A 24982-nucleotide genomic window follows, 5' to 3' on the forward strand; every position below is an offset into this window, starting at 1 on the left:
TCGAAACGTCCTAAGAAGAATTGAAAACAATTCTTCTTAGGGCATTTTATGTTATATATCTCTTCTATAATGAATTCCATCAAATCTTATCTTTTTATTTCTCTATATACCTTATCCCTTGCTGCTTCAAGGGTATCTCCAACGGCTGTGAGCGATAAAACTCTTCCGCCATTTGTGTAAAACTTTCCATTACTAAGTTTAACACCTGAAATATATAAATCAACATCTTTTAAACCTTCAAGCCCAGATATTTCATCACCTAATACAGGTGATAGGGGATATCCTTTGCTTGCTAAGACAACATTACAAGAAGCACCATCTATCCACTCTAGCTTACATTCATCTAATCTGCCCTCAAGCGTCTTTAACATAATATCAACCAAATCACTCCTTAAAAGAGGCAAAATTGCCTGTGCTTCGGGATCCCCAAACCTTACATTATATTCAAGAAGGTATGGGCCCTCCTTTGTAATCATTATCCCAAAATATATGAAACCTTTATAATCTAAGTTTTCTTGCTGAATACCCCATAGTGTTTTATCCATTATCTCAACTTTAAATTTTTCAAAGACATCTTCAGTTACAAATCTATTTGGTGCAATAACGCCCATTCCACCTGTATTTGGGCCTTCATCATTATCCATTAACCTTTTGTGGTCCTTTGCTGAAACAAAGGGTTTTATGCTTTTTCCATCAGTTATACAAATAATAGAAGCCTCAACTCCCTCAAGATATTCCTCTATTAATACTTTTTACCAGAACCCTTAAAGATATCATCAACCATAAAACTGTATAATGTATCCTCTGCCTCTTTATTATTTTTACAAATTACAACGCCCTTTCCCTGTGCAAGCCCATCTGCCTTTATTACAATAGGATATTTAGCATTACTTAAATATTCCTTAGCTTCTTTAAAATCATCAAAGGTTTCATAAAAGGCAGTTTTTACTCCATATCTTTTCATAAAGTCCTTTGCATAGGCCTTACTTCCTTCTAATAGTGCCGCCTTTTTTGAAGGGCCAAATATTTTTATTCCATTTTCTCTAAATCTATCAACAGCTCCAAGCATAAGGTACTTTTCAGGTCCGACTACAACCAAATCGACACTCTCACCCTTTGCAAAGTTTATTATTTCGTCTAATTCCTCTATCTCAACATTTTGACACTTCTTTTCCATCTGCGTTCCCACATTGCCAGGACACACATACACTCTGCTGCACAGTGGACTTTTTGCTATCTTTTTAGCTAACACGTGCTCTCTTCCACCTGAACCTAAAACCATAACCTTCATAAAATCACCTCAGTGTTTAAAATGTCTAACGCCAGTAAAGACCATAGAGATACCAAACCTGTTGCAGGCATCTATGGATTCTTTATCTCTAATTGAACCTCCTGGTTGCATAATTGCCTTTATACCATATTCATTGGACTTTTCTACAACATCTTCAAAGGGGAAGAAGGCATCTGATACAAGACATATAGCCCCTTTACCTCTTTCTAATGCCTGACAGGCTGCCCATATTCTATTTACCTGTCCACCTGCAATACCTATTGCCATCTTATCCTTAACAACTACAATAGCATTAGATTTTACATACTTTACAACCTTCATACCAAACAGCATATCCTCCATCTCTTTATCAGAAGGCTTTTGTTCTGTTACATATCTAAATTCGCTAATCAACTTTTTATCTACGTCCTGAACTAAAATTCCACCATCTACACTTATATATTCTAAATTATCACTTGGTTTTGAAAGGGCCTTTATAACCCTTAGATTCTTCCTTTGCTTTAAAATCAAAAGTGCATCCTCATCATAATCTGGTGCTATTACTATTCTCAAGAAATATGTCAATAAGTCCTTCAGCAGTTCTTTTATCTACCCTTCTGTTAAATGCGACAATGCCTCCAAATATAGATATCTTGTCACATTCGTATGCCTTAGTGTAAGAATCATATACATTTTCTCCTACTGCAACTCCGCAGGGGCTGTTGTGCTTTACTGCACAGCAGCAGGGTTCTTCAAACTCACAAACAACCTTCCAGGCTATATCCATATCCTTTAGATTGTTGTAGGAAAGTTCCTTTCCATTTAACTGTATAAAATCTTTTATTGCTCCACTTCCTACTGTCTTTGTATAGTATGCCGCCCTTTGATGAGGGTTTTCTCCATATCTTAAATCCATCTCTTTCTTATATGACAATGTTAAATATTTTGGGAAATCCTCTTCTAAAAGATAATTGGAAATAGCCGCATCATAGGCAGATGTTAGATTAAATACCTTTCCTGCAAGATATTTTCTCTTCTCTAACCTTACATCACCGTAGTTTATAATCTCATCCATAACCATAGTGTAATCCTCAGGGTCGCATATCGGCACAACATATTTATGATTTTTAGCTGCAGACCTTAACATCGAAGGACCGCCTATATCTATAAACTCTATCTTTTCATCATCAGATAAATCCTCTTTAACCTTTTCAAAGAAGGGATATAAATTTACAACAACAAAGTCAATATACTCGATAGCCCTTTCCTTTAACTGTTTTATATGTTCTTCATTATCTCTTACTGCCAAAAGTCCTGCGTGAACGACAGGATGAAGTGTCTTTACTCTACCATCTAATATTTCATCAAAATTAGTAATAGAGCTTATCTCAACTACATCTATTCCTTTTCCTTTAAATATTTAAAGGTTCCACCAGTTGAAATTATCTCAACACCTCTATCTGATAGAAACTTTGCAAACTCATAAATCCCTTCTTTATTAAATACACTAATTAATGCCCTCATAAGACACCTCCAATTTTTTATAGCCTCAATTATAGCTCTATGTTCTTCCCTTTGAACCTTGTTTTTTATATCTTCAATACTATCCCCATCATCCACAGAAACAAACCTTTGAAGAATTATCCTTCCTGTATCTACACCCTCATCAACAAAATGAACTGTACATCCTGTTATTTTTTCTTTATTCTCTAAAACAGCTCTATGCACATTATCCCCATACATTCCAACACCTCCAAACTTAGGAAGAAGGGATGGATGAAGGTTTATTATTTTATCTCTATATTCCTTTAGTAAGTCTCCCTTTAATATAGAAAGATAACCTGCTAATACTATAAAATCTGCCTTGTCCTTAACCAACTCGTATATTTTACTTGAAAGTTCTTCCCCATATCTTTTTCTATCTAAAACATAAGTTTCAATTCCTCTTTTTGGCCCTTTTGATAGCAAAGCACTCTCTATCTGATATTACCAAGACAACTTTTGATTTTATCTCATTATTATCTGCCGCATTTAATATCGCCTCAAGGTTAGTTCCACTTCCTGATACAAGAACGGCTATCTTAAACATACACTTCCACCGCCCTTTATAACTTCTCCTATTATATATGCCCTTTTACCACCTTCTTGGATATTTCTAACTACTAACTCTGCATCCTCTTTATCCACACAAATAACAAAACCTATTCCCATATTGAAGGTTCTATACATTTCATTTTCAGCTACTCCTTTTTGCTGTATCAGCCTAAATATTTCAGGGACATTGTAGCTGTCTTTGTATACTACTGCATCAAAATTCCCCTTAAACATCCTTGGGATGTTTTCTACAAATCCTCCTCCTGTTATATGGGACATACCTTTTATTTGGTACTTATCAAGAAGTGGTAAAACATCCTTTACATAGATATTAGTTGGAGTTAGCAAAACTTCTCCTATTTTTGTCATTAAAGGGTTCCTCTAAGTTTGTAAAAATTCTTCTAATTAGAGAATACCCATTGCTATGAAAGCCTGATGATTCTATACCAATAAGTAAATCTCCTCTTTAATTTTACTTCCATCAACTATCCTGTCCTTTTCTACTATACCAACACAAAATCCTGCTATATCAAATTCTCCATCCTTATAAAACCCTGGCATTTCAGCAGTTTCACCACCAATTAAACTACAGCCTGCCATTTTGCATCCTTCTTTAATGCCCTTTATTACATTAAAGGCATCCTCTGCACTAAGTTTGCCACAGGCAAAGTAGTCAAGGAAAAGAGAGGTTTTGCACCGTGGCATAAGATGTCATTTACACACATTGCAACACAGTCTATCCCGATTGTATCTAACCTTTTCATATCTATTGCAATTTTTAATTTTGTACCAACACCATCACATCCGGACACTAAAACAGGATTTTTGTAGTTTTTTATTTCAAACAGGGCACCAAATCCTCCAACACCCTCAAGCACACCCTCTGTATAGGTTTCCTTAACCATTCCCTTAAGCATTGAAACAAGTCTGTTTCCTTCATCTATATTTACACCAGCATCACTATATCTCATATCACTCTTTCCTTTCAAACATAAATTTATCTGCCTCGAAGGGGGCTGAAACAGGGTATATGCCGTTAAAACAGCCTAAGCAAAAACTTTTTGCCTCAAGGGCATCCAAAAGTCCATCCATACTTAAAAATCCTATACTGTCTGCACCAAGTTCCCTTCCTATCTCCTCTTCACTTAAGTTTGAACCTATAAGTTGACTTCTTCTTGGGGTATCTATACCAAAATAGCAGGGATATTTTACTATAGGAGATGCAATTCTAACGTGAACTTCCTTTGCACCATTTTTTCTTAAAAGCTCTATTAGCCTTTTCATTGTTGTTCCACGTACTATTGAATCATCCACCAATACTATTCTTTTCCCTTCGATATTTACTTTAAGTGGATTTAGTTTCATAGAAACAGAAGTTTCTCTAAGCTCTTGAGTAGGTATTATAAAGGTTCTTCCTACATATTTATTTTTAACAAATCCTATGCCGTAAGGAATTGATGATGCCTTAGCATAGCCTACTGCAGAATGGGTACCTGAATCTGGTACTCCAACTACAATATCCGCATCAACAGGCTTTTCTTTAAAAGATTTTCACCAGCCTTAACCCTGGATAGATAAACATTAATTCCATCTATTGTACTGTCCGGTCTTGCAAAGTAGATATATTCAAAGGAGCAGGTTTTAAGAGAAGTTCTTTCTATCATTTTGTAGCTCCTAAGCCCTTCTTTATCTATAACAACTATTTCGCCTGGTTCTACATCCCTGTAAAATTCTACACCTACCGCATCTATGCCACAGCTCTCTGAGGATAAAATATAATCATCTCCAAGCTTTCCAATACAAAGAGGCCTTATACCATTTGGATCTCTTACTGCAATTAACCTGTCCTCTGTAAGAAGAAGTATTGCATAGGAACCCTTAACTGCTTGTATTGCATCAAAGCAGGCTCTTTCTATTCCTTTTTGTACCCCTTGCTATCAGGTTTAGTACAACCTCAGAATCAATTGAAGTTTGGAAAATACATCCAGCCTCCTCTAATAGTTCCCTTATAATGTCTGCATTTACTAAGTTTCCATTATGGGCAATTGAAATGCTTCCAAGCTTATATTTACTTAAAAGAGGCTGTGCATTTTGAAGATTTGAATCTCCTGTTGTTGAGTATCTTACGTGGCCTATTGCAGAATACCCTACCATTTTATCTAAGTCTTCCTTCTTAAGTGCATCACCAACAAGCCCCATTCCCTTTTTCAGGTTTACTTCCTGACCATCTGAAAAGGCAATTCCTGCACTCTCCTGTCCCCTATGCTGAAGAGCATAAAGCCCATAATAAACTATCTCCCCAACCTTCTTTTTTGTTTTGAATATACTCCAAATACACCACACTCTTCTTTAAACTTATCTAGTCCATAACACACGGAAGTTCCTCCTCCCACACTCTTTTAACTCCTTAACATTTTTATCTATAACTCTTCTGCCGTTTATATTAACTTCGATATTTTCACCTATTGTCTCTCCAATTACCTAGTGCAAACACTCCATACCTTTTAAATTCTGTTATTATGTCATCTACCGCCTCTTTTTAGCGGATAATATAAACCTTCCTTGGCTTTCTGAAAATAAAAATATATCATCTCTTAAATCTGTTTCTATACTTATTTTTGTGCCTATTTCATTTTTAAAGGAACACTCACAAAGTGCTACAATCATTCCACCTTCAGAAATATCGTGGGCACTTTTTATCAGTCCCTTATTTATAAGCCCAACTAAACATTCTATTGTATTTTTTTCAACCTCAGGATAGCATCTTGGAGATCTGCCTATAACCTTACCGTAAATAACCTTTAAATATTCACTTCCACCAATTTCATTTAAAGTCTCACCAACCAAGATTACTGCATCTCCCATATCCTTAAAGTAAGCTGTACAAGCTTTGTTTTTATCCTCTAAAAGTCCTACCATTCCTATTGTTGGGGTAGGATATATTCTTGTTTTATTTGATTCATTGTAAAAACTAACATTACCACTTACAACTGGTGTGTTTAATACCCTTGTTGCCTCTGTTATTCCTAAAATTGATTGTCTGAAGGCATAGTAAACCTCTTCATCCTCAGGATTTGCAAAGTTTAGGCAGTCTGTTACTGCAATTGGTTTTGCACCTGTTGCTGCTATGTTTCTTGCTGCCTCACATACTGCTATCTTTGCTCCTTCATAAGGGTCTAAATAGCAGTACCTTGAATTGCAGTCAACTGTTAAGGCAAGTGCCTTATCTGTTCCTTCAACTACAACTAAAGCAGCATCTCCACCAGGCTTTACTATTGTGTTTGTTCTGACCATATAATCATATTGGCTATATACCCATTCCTTTGAAGCTATATTCTCTGATTTTAAAATTCTAATTAATACTTCGTTTAAATCCTCAATTTCATCTAAGCTATTTATATCTAAATTTAACTCATCTAAATACTTAGGCCTTCTATATGGTCTTAGATTTGCCTTTGCACCATCACCTAAAAGTTCAACTGGAACACATCCTACTATTCTATCTCCTATAGTTACCGTCAAATTATTATCATCAGTAATCTCTCCTATTACCGATGCATTTAGATTCCATTTTTAAATACCTTAAGTATTTCTTCTTCGCATCCCTTTTTACTACAAAGAGCATTCTCTCTTGAGATTCTGAAATCATAATCTCCTCTGGAATCATATTTTCTTCCCTTGTTACAACCCTTGAAACATCTATCTTAATTCCACATCCACCTCTTAGTGCCATCTCACAGCTTGAGGAGGTTAAACCAGCCGCTCCTAAATCCTGTACAGCAACTACATAGTCTTTATCCATAAGTTCAAGACAAGCTTCAAGTAGGAGTTTTTCCATAAAGGGGTCTCCAACTTGAACAGCAGAACGCATAGCTTCAGATTCTTCTGTTAAATTGCAGGAGGCAAAACTTGCACCACCTATTCCGTCACGTCCTGTTGTATGGCCAACTAAAATAACACTGTTACCAACCCCTTGTGCTATTGCCCTCTTTAGCTTATCCTTCTTTATAATCCCTACACTCATTGCGTTAACAAGAGGATTGTCGCTATAGCATTCCTCAAATACTGTCTCACCTGCAACTGTTGGAATTCCAACTGAGTTACCATAATTACCAATTCCGTTAACTACACCCTTTAAAAGCCTTTTATTTTTTTCATCCTTTAAATGTCCAAACCTTATGGAGTTTAAGTTAGCTATTGGTCTTGCACCCATTGTAAATATATCCCTTAATATACCTCCAACTCCTGTTGCCGCCCCCTGATATGGTTCAAGGGCAGAGGGGTGATTGTGACTTTCAATTTTAAAAACAACTGCTAAGTCATCACCTATATCAACAGCACCAGCATTTTCCCTGGCCCCTGAAGTACCCTTTCACCCTTTGTATTAAACAATCTAAGTAGTGCCCTTGAGTTTTTATAGCTGCAGTGTTCTGACCACAATACTCCAAACATTGAAAGTTCTAAATCATTTGGTTCTCTATTTAAGCCTTCAACTATCCTTTTGTATTCTTCCTGTGTTAGCCCCACCTTTTCATATCTATTCATTTTCTTTAACCTCCTTAAGTTTTTGGCTCATACCATAAACTTCCTTTTCCAATCCTTGTTTGTATCTTAATAGTCCTTCTGCTATCTTTTCATCATACACAGAAAGCATCCTTAAGGCCAAAAGGGCTGCATTTTCAGCTCCCCTACTGCAACGGTTGCAACAGGTATTCCCTTTGGCATTTGAACTATTGAAAGAAGAGAATCTATACCCTTAAGTTTTGATACAACAGGAACACCAATTACAGGAAGCGTAGTTAGGGATGCAACCATCCCTGGAAGATGTGCCGCTCCCCTGCCCCTGCTATTATTACCTTTATTCCTCTTTCTCTTGCCCCTTTGCAAACTCATACATCTTATCTGAGTCCTGTGGGCAGAAACTACATCTATTTCTATAGTCAACATTAAATTCCTTTAAGATCTTTTCTGCTCCCTTCATAGTCTCATAATCTGAAATACTTCCCATTATTATTGCAACAGATGCCATATTAACATCCTCCTAAAAACTCAAACTTCATATTAGAAACTCTTTTTATACCTTCATCTAAGTCACTGCAAATATATGTGATATGTCCCATTTTCCTTCCCTTTTTAACTTCTGCTTTGCCGTATAAATGAAGATAAAGTCCCTCAAGCCTTAAAAGTTCTTCTATGTCTTTAAGCCTATAGACTCCCTCTATATCTTTATCTCCTAATATATTTCTCATAACCGCCTTTGAAATTTGCTTTGTACTTCCAAGTGGAAGATCTAAAATACTTCTTATGTGCTGTTCAAATTGACTTGTAATGCAGGACTCGATTGTATGATGCCCTGAATTGTGGGGACGAGGTGCTATTTCATTTATATATATGTTGCCTTCTTTATCTAAAAACATCTCTATGCAGTATATTCCAAAGTCACCTACTACCTCTATAAACTTATCTGCAATTTCATATATCTTATCCTCTACTTTTTATCTATCCTTGCGGGCGATATGCTTAAATGAAGTATGCTGTCTTTGTGGATATTTTCAACTGGTGAGAAGTGCTTAATTTCACCGCTTTTATTTTTGCAACAAGAACTGATACTTCCTTTTCAAAGTCAATAAGTTCTTCTATAAAAATTCATCCTCAAGGTTTGAAACTACTTCCCTAAGATGAGAAGAACTATTAATTAATATGTTCCCCTTTCCGTCATATCCTCCCTTTGAAAATTTAAGCATACAGGGAAAACAATCTATTTTGTCCATATCATCCCTTATATAAATTTTGGGTATATTAAAACCCTTTTCCTTTAAATAAAGTTTCTGTCTAAGTTTATTTTGAATAATCTCTAATGTATTAGAAGAAGGTATGACCTCTCTACCCCTTTTTCTATCTCCCTTAAGAACTCTACTGAAATATGTTCAAATTCATAGGTTACAACATCGCATAAATTAATAAATTGATCTATCTTATCTAAGTCATCATAATCTGCAACAATTTGGACATCCGATACCTGTCCTGCTGGTGAATTTGGATTTGGATCTAATATAATTACCTCAAACCCCATCCTTTTTGCCTCAAAGGACAACATCCTTCCAAGCTGTCCACCACCTACTATTCCAATCCTTTTCATACTATGCCTCCTTAAAGTAGGCAATTATTGAATTAAAAAACTTAAGACCATCTTCACAACCAAGTAGTTTATCCTGTGCCCTTTCTGGATGAGGCATCATACCAAGTACATTTCCTTTTTGTTTACAATACCTGCAATATCATAAACTGAACCATTTGGATTGTTTTGATATCTAAATACTATTTGATTATTTTTTATAAGTTCATCTAATCCCTCTTCATCTATATAATAGTTGCCTTCTCCGTGGGCTATAGGGAAATTTACAACCTCACCCTTTGTAAAAAGATTTGTAAAAGGAGTTGAATTATTTTCTACTATTAAATTACAGTCACTACATATGAAGTTAAGATTTTTATTTCTAAGAAGTGCTCCTGGAAGTGCCTTAAGTTCTGTTAAAATTTGAAATCCGTTGCATATTCCTAAAACAAGCTTTCCCTTTTCAATGTGGTCATTTATATTCTCAAGTGCCTTTGCAAATCTTGCAATCGCACCACACCTTAAATAATCGCCATAGGAAAAACCACCTGGAAGAAGTATCAAATCTACATTTTCTATTTTTTCATCGTGCCATATATATTCTACCTCTACATCAAGTTTTTCTAAAACCTTATAGGCGTCTATATCACAGTTTGAACCTGGAAAAACAATAACCCCTGCCTTCATTCTATCACCTCAAACCTTACAGAATAGGTCTCAACTTCAAAGTTTACAAGAAGTCTTCTGCACATTTCATCTATCTTCTCACGAGCTGCCTCTATTTTATCCTCCTTTAATAAAACCTCAATATGCTTGCCTATTCTAACATCCTCTGCATAAAACCCAAGCTTTTCAAGTCCCTTTTTAACTGCTGTACCTTGAGGGTCAAGTATACTCTTTTTAAGTGTTACATCTATATAGGCCTTAATCATATTGATTCCTCCAATCTTTTTAAAATTTCTCTATACCCTTCTACTACATTTCCCAAATCCTGTCTAAATCTATCCTTATCGTATTTATATAATGTTTCTTTATCCCAAAGTCTGCAGGTGTCTGGAGATATCTCGTCTGCAAGTAAAATCTCTCCATTATACCTTCCAAACTCAAGCTTAAAATCAACTAATATTATTCCTATTTCATTAAACAACTTAGTTAATACACTGTTAATTTTAAGTGCTGTATCGTATATATAGCTAAGCTCCTTTTTTCAACTAAACCTAATGCGTATGCGTGAAAATCATTTATAAGTGGGTCTCCTAAAGAATCGTTTTTATATGAGATTTCAAGAACTGGCTCTTTAAATTTTTGTCCTTCAGTTAAACCTAATCTTTTTACAATACTTCCTGCTGCATAGTTTCTCACAATAACTTCAAGGGGAACTATATTAACTTTTTGACAAGCTGTTCTCTTTGGGATATTTTTTCAATGAAGTGGGTCTTTATATTATTCTTTTCAAGTTTTTCAAAGATAATTGAAGATATGCTATTATTCAATATGCCTTTATCTATTATTACATCCTTTTTAACCCATTAAAGGCTGTTGCATCATCTTTATAGTAGACAATCAATTTATCAAACTCATTAGTTTCAAAAACTTTTTTGCCTTTCCTTCATAGAGCATATTTAACTTTTCCATATTAACACCCCTTATATTTGAAATTGAAGTCCAGAGCATTTTGCTCTGGACTTATTAATTAATGAGGGAGAAGTGCAAATCTTATTATGAAGAGAACTGCAAGTACATAAACGGCAGGATTTACTTCTTTAGACTTGCCTGTAACTATTTTAACGATTGGATAGAATATCATACCTGCTGCTATACCATTTGCTATACTGTAGCTAAATGGCATAATAGCTATTGTAAAGAATGCTGGGAGTGCTTCTGTAAAGTCGTCAAAATTTATCTTAGTTATGGCACCCATCATTAAGGCACCAACAATAACAAGTGCTGGAGCTGTTGCCTCTGCTGGAACTATTCCAACAAGACCTGTAAAGAACATAGCAAGTAGGAACATTACTCCTGTTGTAAAGGCTGTTAAACCTGTTTTTCCACCTTCTGAGATACCTGCAGTTGATTCTACGTATGTTGTAACTGTACTTGTACCAAGCATTGCACCACAAGTTGTTGCAATTGCATCTGCAAGAAGTGCTCTGTTCATATTCTTCATCTTTCCATTTTCATCAAGAAGATTTGCCTTTTGTGCAGTACCAACAAGTGTTCCAATTGTATCAAACATATCAACTAAACTGAAGGATATAACAACCATAATAACGCTCATTAAGGCACCAACTACTCCTGCTTGACCTAAGCCTAAAAGTCCCTTAAAATCCATCTTCATAAATGTTGGTGCAACTGAAGGAGGAGCAGAAATTAACTTAACACCTTCTATGTTTGTTATTCCCATAGGAATTCCAATGATAGTTGTAGCTATAATTCCAATTAGTATTGAACCTTTAACATTTCTTGACATTAATATTCCTGTAATTATAATACCTATTAAAGTTAAAAGTGCTCTCTTATCTGTAAAACTTCCAAAGCCAACAAGTGTTGCTGGATTATCTACTATTATACTTCCACTTTTTAAACCAATTAGTGCTATAAAAAGTCCTATACCACCTGAAATTGCAAGCTTTAAGTTTTGTGGAATTGCATCAACAATCTTTTCTCTTAGAGAAGTAACTGTCATTAATATGAATAAAAGACCTGATATAAAAACTGCTGCAAGGGCTTGTTGCCAAGTATAGCCTAATGTTAAACAAACGCTGAAGGTAAAGAATGCATTAAGTCCCATACCTGGTGCTTGAGCAAAGGGAACATTTGCATAAAGAGCCATTATGAAGGTACCTATTGCTGCTGATATACAAGTTGCTGCAAAAACTGAAGCAACAACAGGATCGTTTATTGCATTAAGGCTTGCTGCTGCGTCGCCTAATGCGTTTTGGCTGTTCATACCTGCAAACTTTAATATACTTGGATTTACAAATATAATGTAGGCCATTGTAATAAATGTTGTAATACCAGCTATGATTTCTGTTTTAACTGTTGTGTTGTTTTCTGAAAGCTTAAAAAGCCTTTCAAGTAAAGATACATTTTCTTCTCTTCTTTGTGTTATATCCATAATCAAAACCTCCCTTAAAAATTATCACCCTGACTTACCATGAGTAAGTCAGGGTGATATAAATGCTAATAAACATAGCAATGCCCGACTCACTCATAGTCGGGGAATTTACGGTCCCCCGGTAGAGACTTCCGAACCATATTATCGGAATTATATGAGTGACTTATTTAATTTACACTATTATATTAACACCATTATTCGGTACAGTCAATATATTTTTGTTTTATTTACTTAATTATTCGCTATAAAATAAGTTAATTATGTTATTTTAAATTTATTATTCGTTATAATACGAACAATACTAACTGCAATTGAAGACAATTTTCTTATAAGAAACTTTTATATAGCTTACCTAAAAAATTATTTTTATGATTTTAGCACAAAACAGTTACAAAATCAACAAAAATTTAAAGGCAGCTATGCAAAGTACATAGCTGCCTTAATTTATACTGCATCCTCTTGATTTTCATTTGCAAATTGGCTGTTGTAAAGGTCTGCGTAGAAACCACCCTTTGCAAGCAGCTCCTTATGGTTCCCCATTTCGATAATTCTTCCTTTATTCATAACAATTATAAGCTCAGCATCACGTATTGTTGAAAGTCTGTGGGCTATTACAAAGCTTGTTCTCCCCTTCATAAGATTTGACATTGCCCTTTGAATTAATACTTCAGTTCTTGTATCTACGCTGCTTGTTGCCTCATCAAGAATCAGAATCTTTGGATCGTGAAGTATTGCACGTGCTATTGTTAAAAGCTGTTTTTGTCCCTGCGAAATATTGGTTGCTTCTTCATTTATTACTGTATCATATCCCTGTGGAAGAGTCCTTATAAAATGGTCTGCGTGGGCTGCCTTTGCTGCGTTTATTATCTCTTCCATTGTTGCTCCTTCTTTTCCATAGGCTATATTATCCTTTATTGTTCCATTAAACAACCAAGTATCCTGAAGAACCATACCAAACATTTTTCTTAATTCACTACGTTTAATGTCCCTTATATCAACTCCGTCTATTGTTATTTTACCTGAATTAATTTCATAGAATCTCATAAGTAAGTTAACTAATGTAGTTTTTCCTGCACCTGTTGGACCAACTATTGCAATAGTATGACCAGGCTTTACCTCTAAATTCAAATCTTCTATTAGAGGCACATCTTCTTTATATCTAAAGCTTACATTTTCAAACTTAACTTCACCCTTAGGTTCATCTATTACTACAGCATCCTTGCTATCTGGTATTTCCTCTTCTTCATCCAATATTTGGAATACACGTTCAGCACAGGCAATTGTTGATTGTATAACATTTGCTATATTTGCAGTTTGAACAATAGGCATTGTAAAGGATCTTGAATACTGTATAAAGGCTATAATATCACCTATACCAAGACGGCTCTTAGTAATCCAAATTCCACCTACTATACTTATTCCCACATAACCTAAGTTGCTTATAAAGTTCATAAGTGGGAACATAATACCAGATATAAATTGGGCTCTCCATCCTGCCTCTCTTAGTCTGTTATTTACAGCCTCAAAGTGTTCTATTGCATCCTTTTCACGTCCAAAGGCCTTTACTATTTTGTGGCCTGTATACATCTCCTCAACGTGTCCACTTAAATCTCCAAGCTCCTTTTGTTGCATTGCAAAATACTTTTGAGACTTCTTTGCAATAAGGGTAGTTGCTATAACATAAAGAGGCATAGTAGCTAAAACTATCAGTGTCAGTGTTGGGCTTATCGTAAGCATCATAATAATGTAGCCAATTATAGTTATAACTGACGTAATCATCTGAGTTAAGCTCTGTTGTAGTGTTGTTGCAATTGTATCAACGTCATTGGTAATACGGCTTAGTATATCCCCGTGTAAATGTGTATCAAAATACTTAAGGGGTAGTCTTGCAAGCTTATCATCAACTTCTCTTCTTAAATCTCTTACTGTTTTTGTGCAACACCTGACATAACAAGACCCATAGTTAAGCTAAATAGGGCACTTATTATATATAGTGCTATAAGAATTAATGCTATTTTACCAATGTATTTAAAGTCGTACTCTCCATTTGTTTCCCTTATTGCAGTTATTACTGCATTTATTTGTTCATCTGTAAACTGAATATTTTCCTTGGGATTCTTCGGTGCATTGTCCATTGTACCTTGCATTTGTTTGCTTAAATCTAAAATCTTCTTTGCTACATCAGCCTTTTCATCCGCATTTGTAAGGGAACCTAATTTTGGTAAAGCTAAAAACTCCTGAACAGCCTTTAGACTCTTTGTGTCAAACTTATTATTGGAGTCTGTGCCTTCTTTATTCATATCTGGCATTTTGCCAAATATGTCAAGCATTTTGTTTAAAACTCTTTCCTTTTCATTTTGGTTTTCTATTGTATTAAGCATAGGCAATTCAAGTAATTCTTTTACATTTTTTAGCTGTTCAGCATCCATCATCTCATTTGACTTTTGATTTTGAGCATCACTATTCATATTTGGCATCTTTGTAAATATGTCAATTAGCTTAATAGTAATTTCCTTTTACTTTGAGAATCTTCTATACTACTTATATCAGGCAAATTTAGTAGTTCCTTTATAGTATTAAAATCTAAAACACTGATATTTCCCTGAGCACTTGCCCCAGATGCATTAGGCATACTTTGGAATATATCAATTAGTTCTATTAAAGTCTTTTTCTTCTCTACAGGATCCTTTATATCTTTTATAAGTGGGAGTTTTAGCAGTTTTTGAGCTGCATCCATTGCCTTTTGTCCATCTTATTTGATGCTGTAGTGCTTGTATTTGTATTTAAATTCTTAATCTCAGGAATTTTTGATAATGCTTTATTTAATGTCTTTTCATCAAGCTGCATTGACATTCCTTGTCCATTTGATGGCATACTCTTTGAAAGACTCATAAACTTTTTATAATATTTATCTTCTCGTATGGATTCTTAACAGTATCAAGTAATGGAAGAGTCAATATTTCCTTTGTTTGAGCAAGAGTTTTAGCATCCATTCCATTGCTTGATGGCATATTTTCAAGTATGTCTATAAATTCAATTGTTATCTCAATCTTCTTTTGTCTGTCAGCTATTGAATCAATCATTGGAAGCTTCATAAGTTTTTGCATAGCCTCAAGCATTTTAGGATCCATTGGCGGCATCTGTCCACCCTGCGGAATTTGCTGCATACCGCTCATTTGCTGCTGCATATTTAAAACTAAATTCCTTTGAACCTTTGCCATTTGTGAAGTTATATTATCAACAGCACCCTTTTGTCCATTTAAAACTCCTTGGTATAGTTGAAGGGCAATCCCCTTATACATTTCATCTACTGCCTTTTCCTGTGCAGTTGCCATATTATTAGTTATCTCTTCTACTGCCTTTTTTGACCTTCTGCCATTTGGTCAACAATTTTATCTACAACCTCTCCTTGAACGTCCCCCATCCTTTGATTCAATTGGTTTACAGCTTCGTTTTGACCTTTTGCCATTTCACTCAGCATCTTTCGGGCCATATATGCATCCTGTAATTTATTTAATGCCTTACTTGATATTTTAGGAGTAACAATTGTAAAGGTTGTGCTTGCAATGGCAAATATAAGAACTATTATTAAATTCAATCTATGGGGTTTTAAGTAGCCCAAGAGCCTTTTAAAGGTTCCCTTAAAATCCTTTGGTTTTTCTACAGGCCTTCCAAGTCCACCCATTGGGCCACCGCCTCTTCCCATAGGTCTATTCATTCTTCTATCTTGACTCATACTATTTCCTCCTCTGAAAGCTGTGATGAAACAATTTCTCTATATACATCACACTTTTCTAAAAGTTCTCTATGGGTTCCCATTCCTACAATTCTACCTTCATCTAAAACAATTATTCTATCTGCATCCATTATAGTTGCAACTCTTTGAGCAACTATAATTACAGTTGAATCCTTTGTTTCCTTTTTAAGTGCTGCTCTTAACTTTGCATCTGTCTTAAAGTCAAGTGCTGAAAAGCTGTCATCAAAGATGTATATCTCAGGTTTTCTAACAAGTGCACGTGCAATTGAAAGACGCTGTTTTTGGCCACCTGAAACATTTGTACCACCCTGTGAAATTTCGTGATCAAATCCACCATCCATATTTTCTATAAACTCAAGTGCCTGTGCAACCTCAGCAGCGTGCCTTATTTCTTCATCCGTTGCATCCTCTTTACCGAATCTTATGTTATCTGCAATTGTTCCTGAGAACAAAATTGCCTTTTGTGGAACTAATCCTATTTTCTTTCTTAATGTCTCCTGGCTCATCTCTCTTATATCTACACCATCTATTAGAATACTTCCACTATCTACATCGTAAAATCTTGGTATAAGATTTACTAATGTGGATTTACCAGCACCTGTACTTCCTATTATTGCTGTTACTTCGCCTGGTTTTGCTGAAAAAGAAATATTCTTAATTGCTGGTTCCTCAGCACCTTCATAGCTGAAGGTTACATCTTTAAACTCTAAATATCCCCTGCTTGTGAAGGCATCTACTGTTTTTGGTGCATCCTTTATCTGAGGCATTGTATCTAAAACTTCATTAATACGGGTTGCTGCTGCTTGTGCACGTGGAACCATTATAAACATCATTGCAAGCATAAGCATTGAAAACATAATTTGCATTGCATATTGAGTAAAGGCTGCAAGGGCACCTAAGTCCATACTTCCTTTACTTATACGTATTCCACCAAACCAAAGTATCGCAAGGGATGTAAAGTTCATTACAAGCATAATGGATGGCATCATAAAGGCCATTATTCTGTTTACTTTAATATAGGTTTCTGTAAGGTCTACATTTGCATCATCAAATCTTTTTCTTTCAAGCTCAACTGTATTAAAGGCCCTTATTACCCTTATACCTGTAAGCTTTTCACGAAGTACAAGATTTATTTTATCTATCTTTAATTGAACAAGTTTAAATAGCGGTATAACCTTCGATGCTATAATTGCAACAACCAATGCTAATATTGGAATTGCAACTGCAAGAACAAGTGTAAGGGGTCTGTCTTTTCTTAAGGCTAAAATAAGACCTCCTACCGCCATAATAGGTGCACTAATCATCATACGCATTATCATTATAGTAACTGTTTGAATTTGTGTAATATCATTTGTTGTTCTTGTAATTAAAGTAGCTGTTCCAAATTTATCAAATTCATTTAGCGAGTAACTTTCTACTCTTTTGAAAATTTTACTTCTTAATATCGTACCTAAATTTGCAGCAACCTTTGCAGATAAAAAGCTTGCTATTACTGAGCAAATAACTCCAATACCTGCAACTAAAAGCATTAATGCTCCAATTTCAAGAATTCTTTTTGTATCTCCCTTCATAACTCCCTCGTTTATTATGTTTGACATTAGGGTTGGAAGATACAAGTCCCCTAAGGATTGTAAGGTAACAAAGAAAAATACGCCTAAAATCATTAAGGTATATGGTTTTAAGAACTTATATAGTCTTAGCACAGCCTATCATCTCCTAACATTATTATTTATTCTTTGCTTTTTCTATGTTCTCTGCCATCTTTTCTAAAAGGATTTTAAAGACTTCCTTTTCTTCCTCTGTAAAATTGCCAAAACATTTATCATTTAAGTCGGCCATAACCTTCTTTAACTCTTCACACATTTGACTTCCCTTTTCTGTTAAATATACCCTTGATATTCTCTGATCTATTTCATCCTGTCTTCTTGTAACTAAACCTGCCTTTTCCATTCTATTTAACATTACAGTAATAGTTGCAGGCTTTATGTGAAGTTTGTCGGCAATTTCCTTTGGCTCTGCCCATCATTTTTGTACAAAGTAAAAAGTAATGGAGGTTGCCCAGGATACAAATCCAGCTTTTCTAATATAAGATGTAAATACTGGTGATGTACCTTAATGACCTTTATAAAGGATTGATATAATCCTTCAATATTACAAAAGTCCATTTTAATTCCCCTTTCACCTTTGTATTTAAAATTAATTTAGACGTCTAACTATTTTTATAATAATACTTAGACGTCTAACTGTCAAGAAAAATATAACTGGCAGTCATAAAGAATTAGACTGCCAGTAAATTATTTGTATTTATCTTTAACATATTGTACCCAGTTATTATATAATTCTTCTTCAGATACTCCAAATATCTCTCTATAACCTGAAGGATTTTTAATTAAATCTATAACTTTGTTTAGTATAAACTAATACTAGGCCAAAAATATAATTGAAAATTAGGCCACCTAGAATAGATACTTTCTCTTATGGAAAGGATAACATAATAACATAAGAGGAAGTGTTGAAGGTGATAAAGTTGAAGGATAAACAAGAAATTATTCTAGAATATATTAGAAATGGTAAGTCCCAAAGACAGATAAGTAGAGAGACAGGTATTTCAAGGGAAACTATCAGAAAATATATTAATGAATATGAGAAAAACCTCGTAGAACTAGGAAGTATTAAAGAAGGTGATGAATTAATTAAGGTTGATTTGATTGATGAAATTGTTAAGACTCCTAAGTATAAAACAGGGAAGAGACAGAAAAGAGTATTAACCGATGAAGTTATCGACAGAATAAAATTTTACTTAAAAGAAAATGAAAACAAACGATTAAATGGCTTATCGAAACAGCAAAAAAGAAAAAGGATATACATGAAGCTTTGATAAATGAAGGGTTTAATATAAGTTATCCCAGCGTAGCACAAGCAGTTTCTAAAATAGAAAGAAAGGAAAAGGAGGCATATATAAGACAGGAATATACTTTAGGAGATGTGGTTGAATTTGATTGGGGAACAGTTAAAATTTATACAGAAGGAGATGTTTTAAGAGAATATCAAATGGCTGTATTTACATCTGCTTATGGTAATTTTAGATGGGCACGACTATTTCCTAAGCAAGATACACATTGTTTTCTTGAAGCACATGCTCTGTTCTTTGAAAGTATAAAAGGAGTATATAAAACAGTAGTATATGATAATACAAGAGTTGTAATTAAAAGATTTATCGGTAGATATGAAAAAGAACCTACTGAGGCACTTTTAAAGTTATCTCTTTACTACAAGTTTAATTTTAGATTTTGCAATATATATTCTGGTAATGAAAAAGGGCATGTAGAAAGAAGTATAGAATTCGTAAGGCGAAAAGCCTTTGCTAATAAAGATCATTTTAGTTCAATGAACGAAGCAAATGATTATCTTCAACAAGTTTGTACAAACTTAAATAGCTTACCACAAGCATCCCATAATAATAGAACTGCATTACAAATGCTTGAAGAAGAGAGGGCATATTTATTACCTAAAATGCCTATATATGAAACAGCAAGGATTGAAGATTTAAGAGTAGACAAATATTCTACAATATCAATTGATTCATGCCATTATTCAGTACCAGATGCTTATGTGGATTGCATTGTAAGATGTAAAATATATTCAAGTAAAATTGTAGTATTTTATGAAAAGAAAAAATAACAGAACACATAAAAAGACAAGGGAACAATCAATGGGAAATAAAAATAGAACATTATCTAAAGACATTGTTTAGAAAGCCTGCGGCTTTAATTAACAGCACTGCTTTAAAACAAGCAGATAATAGTCTTAAAGAAATATATGATAATTATTATAAATCAAGAGAAAAAGACTTTATAGAACTAATACAACTTGTTGGAGAAATAGGAATAGATGAAGTAAAAGAGGTATTGAAATATTAAGAAACATCTGTCCTACAGATATATCTACAAATAAAATAAAATATATTTGCAACAGAAGTAATGACATTGAATTTTATAGAGAATATTTTAAACAAAAGCAAAATGACATAATAGACTACTCAAAAGATATGCTTAATATATATTCTAAAATGTTGTCAGAATATAATAGTTAAAAATAAGGATATAAATGGAGGTAATAAATATAAATAATATGGACAAAAATAAGAAACTATTAATGAATGGAATTTTAGAATATACTAACTATCTCAAATTAACATTTGTAAAAAGTAAAATTAATGAACTTTTAAAAGAAGCTACTTTAAATGATATGAGTTATGAAGAATTTTTATATAAGCTTTTACAAGGTGAATATGATAGGAGGCTTGATAATCTTAAAAGAATAGAATTAGAATGGTTGAATTTCCATATAAAAATATCTCGAAGATTTAGTTGTTGAAGAGCTACCAGAAGATGCACAAAAGAAACTAAAACTATTAGAGAGCCTAGAATTCATAAAAGAAGGGCAAAATGTTATACTATCAGGTAATCCTGGTACAGGTAAAACACATTTGGCGATTAGCCTTGGAATAAAAGCATGCATGGAGGGATACAAAGTACTTTTTAACACGGTTCCCATTTTCATAAACAAATTAAAAGAATGTAAGTCTAATAGGACATTAAGAGCGTATCAAAATAAGTTTGAAAAATATGACCTTGTAATACTTGATGAATTTGGTTACATATCTTCAGATAAGGAAGGAGCAGAACTATTGTTTACAAATCTGTCCTTACGGACAGGAAGAAAATCTACAATAGTTACAACTAATCTTTCTTTTGATAGATGGGGCGAAGTATTTATTGACCCTGTAATGACAGCAGCTATGACCGATAGATTGGCACATAAATCATATTTAGTTAATATGAATGGTAATTCATATAGATTAAAAGAAACTCAAGAATGGCTTAAAGAAAAGATAAAATAGTGCAAATTACATACCATATAATGGAAAGAAATGGCCTGCTTTTCGTTTATAATTTGGCTTTAAAATAATGTATAAAATACAAACTTTATTCATACCATAATTTTTATCAAGATATTCTATGTAAGTATAAGAAACAGCATAAAGCCCTTTATTCCCAAACTTAATCAGGTTACTGATTTTTAAATCTTTAATATCTGGTACATATCTTATGGGATAATTGGGTTTAGTGTTTCCTGATAAATATCCAGCCAATCCTTCATTTAAAAATTTTGGAGTTTTTCTATTTATCTGATAAACTAATGTATGAACATATTCGTGTACAACAATCTCAACAATACTTTCATAATTATGGGCTGTTCCAGGATTTAAAGGTGAAACAATAATAACCTTATCCTTTATATTATCTCCAACATACCACTTGGGAGCTAAAATTCTGCCCAAATAACCATATTTTTTCGTATGAAATACGTTTAAATTAGGATAGACATATACTTCTGTTTTTTTGTAGAACTAAATTTAGTAGCAGAATTAATTGTTTCATACTTTTTCTCCAAAATTTCTGCCATATCTAATACTGCCTTTTCATCTTGCTTTTCATAATAAAAAATAAATTTATCAGTTTGTTTAGATATCATTTTAGTTGTTTTTAGATTAAATGTAGGAAGAAATAGAATTATACCCACATATATTAGTGATATAATAGCTATAAATAAAATTTTTAGCTTTTTCGGCATTAAAACTCCCCTATATTACATAACACAACACTCATTTAATAGTTATACAAATTAAGTTTTGTACTTTTTAGTGTTCAAAATAACAGAGTAAAAATGTAAACTTATATAATATTTTCAACTATCATATATATATTGTAATTCTTAGATTATATTCATATTTCTAAATTTAATTTTTGGTTAATCCAAATTTTAAACCAAAATACATCATATTATTAAAAAAATATAAATTTGAGACTTAATATACTCTTATACTAACATTGCTTCCTTTATAGTTATAGTTTTATTATCTAAGTCTATCTCTGCCTCTATTCCATAAGGTATTATACATCTTGGATATGCGTGACCAAAGTTTACATTAAACAAAATAGGCAAATTGTTATTATCAATCACTCTGCAAAGAATCTCTTTGTATTCCTCATAATACGCTTCGTCCTGAGGTTTTCCAACAATAATACCACTAATGACTTCAAAGATGCCTGTACTTTTTAAAGTAAGTAGCTCCTTTTCAAATTCCTGTGGAGAGGGTTTTCCTCACAGGTTTCAATGAAAAGTATCTTACCCTTCCATTCATCAAGGGAAGGGAATATTCCATATCTTTCGCATATCTCCTTTTCATCATCAAAGATATGACCAGTTAGTATGTCGCATAGGCTTTCAAGACAACCTCCTAAGAATTTGCCTCTTACTTTTCCTTTTCCCTGCAAAACTTCATATCCTCTTTTTCGGTATGTTTAACTCTACCTGTTCCTAATGAATTTTTAGAAAAGTCCTTTCTTTCTTCATACCAAACATCACTTGACTCTATTTTATACTCATTTTTACTTTCAAAAACTTTAGAAATTCCTTTTAGTATATGGAAGCATATCATCATCTAATTCAGCTATATCCGTAAGAAAACTTGGTCCATAGAAGGTTACCAAACCAAGCTTGTAAAACATCATATGGTTAATTGTTGTATCTGAGAATCCTGTAAATATTTTAGGATTATTTTTAACAGCATCTATAAATTCTTTATCTTCTAAAAGATAAGGCAATGTTTTATAGGTATCATCTCCTCCTATTGCACATATAATCCCCTTTATTGATTCATCACAAAAGGCACTCTTTAGGTCCTTTGCTCTATCTTCTGGATGATTTTTAATATACTCTATTCCTTTTAGAGAATTTGGCATAAAAACAGGTTCTAAACCAAACTCCTTTAATCTTTTTGTTCCTAACTCAAGTTGATGTTTTGAAAAATCTTCCCCTAATATACCACTTGATAGACTTACAATTGCTACTTTATCGCCTTTTTTAAATGGTTTTGGTTTTAGCATACTGATTCCCCCTAATTATTAAAAAATTCTTTTAATGCTTAAATTTACATTAACATATAAACCATATTTTGGCAAGAGATATTCTATAAATGTATTTTAAAAGCCATATCACATTTTATACGTGATATGGCTTTTAAATTATTCCCATTCAATTGTTGCTGGTGGTTTACTTGTTATATCATATACAATCCTATTTACACCCTTTACTTCATTTACAATCCTTCGAGAAATTTTATCTAATACTTCATAAGGAACCTTAAACCAATCGGATGTCATTCCATCCACACTTTCCACAGCTCTTATGGCAATTAAATGTGAATATGTTCTTTCATCCCCCATCACACCAACACTTTTTACATCAGGAAGAACAGCAAAATATTGCCATATTTCCTTATCAAGACCTGCCTTTTTAATTTCGTCCCTTACAATATAATCTGCCTCTTTTAAAATATTAAGCTTATCCTCTGTAACCTCACCTAAAACCCTTATTGCAAAACCTGGACCTGGGAATGGCTGTCTTGAAACTAATTCCTCAGCAAGTCCAAGCTTTCTTCCAACTTCACGAACTTCATCTTTAAATAGTTCTCTTAAGGGTTCTACTAATTTAAATGTAATATCCTCTGGAAGCCCACCTACATTATGATGGCTCTTTATTACCGCTGATGTACCTGTACCACTTTCAACAACATCAGGATAGATTGTACCCTGAACTAAAAACTCTGCTCCCTCAATCTTTTTGCTTCATCCTCAAACACCCTTATAAACTCCTCGCCTATTATCTTTCTTTTTTCTCAGGATCACTAACTCCTTTAAGCTTTCCTAAAAATCTATCTTTAGCATCAACCATAATTAAGTTCATATCAAACTTTTCTTTAAAGGTTGAATAGACTTCCTCTGCCTCGCCCTTTCTTAAAAGGCCGTGGTCAACAAATATACAAGTTAAATTTTTCCCTATTGCTCTATGAACCAAGAGTGCCGCAACCGAAGAATCAACTCCACCAGATAAGGCACATATTGCCTTATTATCTCCCACTGTCCTTTTTATTTCCTCTATCTTATCATCTATAAAGGAGGACATTGTCCAATCTCCCTTTAGGTTACACACGTTGAATAAAAAGTTTTTAATAACCTCAAAACCATATTGGGAATGTTTAACCTCTGGATGAAACTGAACTCCATATATCTTCTTTTCAACATTTGCCATTGCTGCATTTATACAGGATTCTGTATAGGCTATATTTACAAAACCTTCTGGAAGTTCTGCCACATAGTCTGTATGGCTCATCCACATTATACTTTCCTTTGGAACATTTAAAAACAAATTATTTTTATTATCTACAACGACATTTGTATTACCATATTCCCTTTTATCTGCCCTTTTAACTTCTCCACCAAGTATATAAGCTGTAAGCTGCATACCATAGCATATTCCTAAGATAGGTATATTAAGTTCAAATATTTCTTTGTGAAGTCTTGGTGCACCTTCTTCGTAGACGCTGTTTGGTCCACCTGTAAAAATTATTGCACTTGGGCGTTTTTCCTTTATATCTTCAATTGATATTGAATATGGAACTATTTCGCAATAAACTCCACATTCTCTAACACGTCTTGCAATTAGCTGATTGTACTGCCCTCCAAAATCTATTATAAGAACAAGCTCTCTATTCATAAAATC

26 protein-coding genes, 10 pseudogenes and 1 riboswitch are annotated in these 24982 nt (G+C 33.7%); of the genes and pseudogenes, 3 read left to right on the forward strand and 33 right to left on the reverse strand.

Annotated elements, in window-relative coordinates; all coding sequences use genetic code 11:
- Nucleotides 1-51: 51 nt before the first annotated feature.
- From purD to PL321_RS01845, 26 genes and pseudogenes are all read right to left on the reverse strand, one after another.
- Nucleotides 52-1291 (reverse strand): annotated as a pseudogene (purD, locus tag PL321_RS01725) (phosphoribosylamine--glycine ligase).
- A gap of 9 nt (nt 1292-1300) precedes the next feature.
- Nucleotides 1301-2794 (reverse strand): annotated as a pseudogene (gene purH / locus PL321_RS01730) (bifunctional phosphoribosylaminoimidazolecarboxamide formyltransferase/IMP cyclohydrolase).
- A 15-nt stretch (nt 2795-2809) separates the two neighbouring features.
- A pseudogene (gene purN, locus PL321_RS01735) lies at nt 2810-3359 on the reverse strand (phosphoribosylglycinamide formyltransferase); the annotation flags it as partial.
- Nucleotides 3347-3815, reverse strand: a pseudogene (locus PL321_RS20720) (AIR synthase-related protein). The pseudogenes purN and PL321_RS20720, both read right to left, overlap by 13 nt.
- Nucleotides 3806-4335 (reverse strand): annotated as a pseudogene (locus tag PL321_RS20725) (phosphoribosylformylglycinamidine cyclo-ligase). Before PL321_RS20725 ends, PL321_RS20720 begins: the two co-directional pseudogenes overlap by 10 nt.
- Before the next feature lies 1 nt (nt 4336).
- Nucleotides 4337-5757 (reverse strand): annotated as a pseudogene (gene purF / locus PL321_RS01745) (amidophosphoribosyltransferase).
- 133 nt (nt 5758-5890) lie between these two features.
- A complete protein-coding gene (locus PL321_RS01750; protein WP_273963251.1) occupies nt 5891-6886 on the reverse strand; it encodes an AIR synthase related protein in 996 nt (331 codons plus the stop codon).
- A 10-nt stretch (nt 6887-6896) separates the two neighbouring features.
- Entirely contained in the window at nt 6897-7694 is a 798-nt protein-coding gene (locus tag PL321_RS01755) for an AIR synthase-related protein (protein WP_337961029.1), read from the reverse strand.
- Complete coding sequence (locus PL321_RS01760) at nt 7691-7909, reverse strand: hypothetical protein (protein WP_273963252.1); 219 nt, start codon at nt 7907-7909, stop codon at nt 7691-7693. Before PL321_RS01760 ends, PL321_RS01755 begins: the two co-directional genes overlap by 4 nt.
- Nucleotides 7902-8030 carry a hypothetical protein gene (locus tag PL321_RS01765; protein ID WP_273963253.1) on the reverse strand — a complete coding sequence of 43 codons (129 nt, stop codon included), beginning with the start codon at nt 8028-8030 and terminating at the stop codon, nt 7902-7904. The genes PL321_RS01760 and PL321_RS01765 overlap by 8 nt, the downstream gene beginning before the upstream one ends.
- On the reverse strand, nt 8021-8251 hold the full coding sequence (locus PL321_RS01770) for an AIR carboxylase family protein (RefSeq protein ID WP_273963254.1): 231 nt from the start codon (nt 8249-8251) through the stop codon (nt 8021-8023). Before PL321_RS01770 ends, PL321_RS01765 begins: the two co-directional genes overlap by 10 nt.
- Complete coding sequence (locus PL321_RS01775) at nt 8223-8393, reverse strand: AIR carboxylase family protein (protein ID WP_273963255.1); 171 nt, start codon at nt 8391-8393, stop codon at nt 8223-8225. The genes PL321_RS01770 and PL321_RS01775 overlap by 29 nt, the downstream gene beginning before the upstream one ends.
- A gap of 1 nt (nt 8394) precedes the next feature.
- Nucleotides 8395-8844 (reverse strand): ATP-grasp domain-containing protein, encoded by a 450-nt coding sequence (locus PL321_RS01780; RefSeq protein ID WP_337961030.1) that lies wholly within the window; start codon nt 8842-8844, stop codon nt 8395-8397.
- 156 nt (nt 8845-9000) lie between these two features.
- Nucleotides 9001-9108, reverse strand: a complete 108-nt coding sequence (locus tag PL321_RS01785) for an ATP-grasp domain-containing protein (RefSeq protein WP_273963256.1) — start codon at nt 9106-9108, stop codon at nt 9001-9003.
- 110 nt (nt 9109-9218) lie between these two features.
- Nucleotides 9219-9503, reverse strand: a complete 285-nt coding sequence (locus tag PL321_RS01790) for an NAD(P)-dependent oxidoreductase (RefSeq protein ID WP_273963257.1) — start codon at nt 9501-9503, stop codon at nt 9219-9221.
- A 96-nt stretch (nt 9504-9599) separates the two neighbouring features.
- A complete protein-coding gene (gene purQ / locus PL321_RS01795; protein WP_337960921.1) occupies nt 9600-10166 on the reverse strand; it encodes a phosphoribosylformylglycinamidine synthase subunit PurQ in 567 nt (188 codons plus the stop codon).
- Nucleotides 10163-10411: a phosphoribosylformylglycinamidine synthase subunit PurS gene (gene purS / locus PL321_RS01800; RefSeq protein ID WP_273963258.1), complete on the reverse strand. Its 249-nt coding sequence runs from the start codon at nt 10409-10411 to the stop codon at nt 10163-10165. The genes purQ and purS overlap by 4 nt, the downstream gene beginning before the upstream one ends.
- A pseudogene (gene purC, locus PL321_RS01805) lies at nt 10408-11046 on the reverse strand (phosphoribosylaminoimidazolesuccinocarboxamide synthase). The gene purS and the pseudogene purC overlap by 4 nt, the downstream one beginning before the upstream one ends.
- Nucleotides 11047-11172: 126 nt before the next feature.
- The gene (locus tag PL321_RS01810; protein WP_273963259.1) at nt 11173-12597 is read right to left on the reverse strand and encodes an NCS2 family permease; all 1425 of its coding nucleotides are present in this window, start codon (nt 12595-12597) and stop codon (nt 11173-11175) included.
- A gap of 76 nt (nt 12598-12673) precedes the next feature.
- Nucleotides 12674-12775, reverse strand: a riboswitch (purine riboswitch).
- 266 nt (nt 12776-13041) lie between these two features.
- A pseudogene (locus PL321_RS01815) lies at nt 13042-14897 on the reverse strand (ABC transporter ATP-binding protein).
- Between the two features lie 194 nt (nt 14898-15091).
- Entirely contained in the window at nt 15092-15334 is a 243-nt protein-coding gene (locus tag PL321_RS01820; protein WP_273963260.1) for a hypothetical protein, read from the reverse strand.
- Nucleotides 15310-15489, reverse strand: a complete 180-nt coding sequence (locus PL321_RS01825; protein ID WP_273963261.1) for a hypothetical protein — start codon at nt 15487-15489, stop codon at nt 15310-15312. The genes PL321_RS01820 and PL321_RS01825 overlap by 25 nt, the downstream gene beginning before the upstream one ends.
- A complete protein-coding gene (locus PL321_RS01830; protein ID WP_273963262.1) occupies nt 15486-15932 on the reverse strand; it encodes a hypothetical protein in 447 nt (148 codons plus the stop codon). The genes PL321_RS01825 and PL321_RS01830 overlap by 4 nt, the downstream gene beginning before the upstream one ends.
- 17 nt (nt 15933-15949) lie before the next feature.
- On the reverse strand, nt 15950-16333 hold the full coding sequence (locus PL321_RS01835) for a hypothetical protein (RefSeq protein WP_273963263.1): 384 nt from the start codon (nt 16331-16333) through the stop codon (nt 15950-15952).
- Nucleotides 16330-18057, reverse strand: a complete 1728-nt coding sequence (locus PL321_RS01840; protein ID WP_273963264.1) for an ABC transporter ATP-binding protein — start codon at nt 18055-18057, stop codon at nt 16330-16332. The genes PL321_RS01835 and PL321_RS01840 overlap by 4 nt, the downstream gene beginning before the upstream one ends.
- Nucleotides 18058-18079: 22 nt before the next feature.
- Entirely contained in the window at nt 18080-18316 is a 237-nt protein-coding gene (locus tag PL321_RS01845) for a MarR family winged helix-turn-helix transcriptional regulator (protein WP_273963265.1), read from the reverse strand.
- A 556-nt stretch (nt 18317-18872) separates the two neighbouring features.
- Here PL321_RS01845 and istA point away from each other — a divergent pair.
- The 3 genes and pseudogenes from istA to PL321_RS01870 all read left to right on the forward strand — a co-directional run bounded on the left by istA (nt 18873) and on the right by PL321_RS01870 (nt 21257).
- A pseudogene (gene istA, locus PL321_RS20730) lies at nt 18873-20447 on the forward strand (IS21 family transposase).
- A gap of 14 nt (nt 20448-20461) precedes the next feature.
- Nucleotides 20462-20731 (forward strand): hypothetical protein, encoded by a 270-nt coding sequence (locus PL321_RS01865; protein ID WP_273962148.1) that lies wholly within the window; start codon nt 20462-20464, stop codon nt 20729-20731.
- Between the two features lie 55 nt (nt 20732-20786).
- Complete coding sequence (locus PL321_RS01870) at nt 20787-21257, forward strand: ATP-binding protein (RefSeq protein WP_273964339.1); 471 nt, start codon at nt 20787-20789, stop codon at nt 21255-21257.
- 6 nt (nt 21258-21263) lie between these two features.
- Here PL321_RS01870 and PL321_RS01875 read toward each other — a convergent pair whose 3' ends face one another.
- From PL321_RS01875 to guaA, 7 genes and pseudogenes are all read right to left on the reverse strand, one after another.
- Nucleotides 21264-21698 (reverse strand): hypothetical protein, encoded by a 435-nt coding sequence (locus PL321_RS01875; RefSeq protein WP_273963268.1) that lies wholly within the window; start codon nt 21696-21698, stop codon nt 21264-21266.
- Nucleotides 21699-21727: 29 nt separating this feature from the next.
- Nucleotides 21728-21991: a hypothetical protein gene (locus PL321_RS01880; protein ID WP_273963269.1), complete on the reverse strand. Its 264-nt coding sequence runs from the start codon at nt 21989-21991 to the stop codon at nt 21728-21730.
- A gap of 246 nt (nt 21992-22237) precedes the next feature.
- Nucleotides 22238-22465 (reverse strand): hypothetical protein, encoded by a 228-nt coding sequence (locus PL321_RS19385; RefSeq protein WP_337961031.1) that lies wholly within the window; start codon nt 22463-22465, stop codon nt 22238-22240.
- Between the two features lie 11 nt (nt 22466-22476).
- Complete coding sequence (locus tag PL321_RS19390; RefSeq protein WP_337960922.1) at nt 22477-22695, reverse strand: hypothetical protein; 219 nt, start codon at nt 22693-22695, stop codon at nt 22477-22479.
- Entirely contained in the window at nt 22674-22862 is a 189-nt protein-coding gene (locus tag PL321_RS19395) for a hypothetical protein (protein ID WP_337960923.1), read from the reverse strand. The genes PL321_RS19390 and PL321_RS19395 overlap by 22 nt, the downstream gene beginning before the upstream one ends.
- Nucleotides 22825-23307 carry an LD-carboxypeptidase gene (locus tag PL321_RS19400; protein WP_337960924.1) on the reverse strand — a complete coding sequence of 161 codons (483 nt, stop codon included), beginning with the start codon at nt 23305-23307 and terminating at the stop codon, nt 22825-22827. The genes PL321_RS19395 and PL321_RS19400 overlap by 38 nt, the downstream gene beginning before the upstream one ends.
- A gap of 138 nt (nt 23308-23445) precedes the next feature.
- Nucleotides 23446-24976: pseudogene (guaA, locus tag PL321_RS01890) on the reverse strand (glutamine-hydrolyzing GMP synthase).
- Between the last annotated feature and the right edge of the window lie 6 nt (nt 24977-24982).

This window comes from Caloramator sp. mosi_1, from assembly GCF_028622835.1.
Taxonomy (GTDB): Bacteria; Bacillota; Clostridia; order Clostridiales; family Caloramatoraceae; genus Thermobrachium.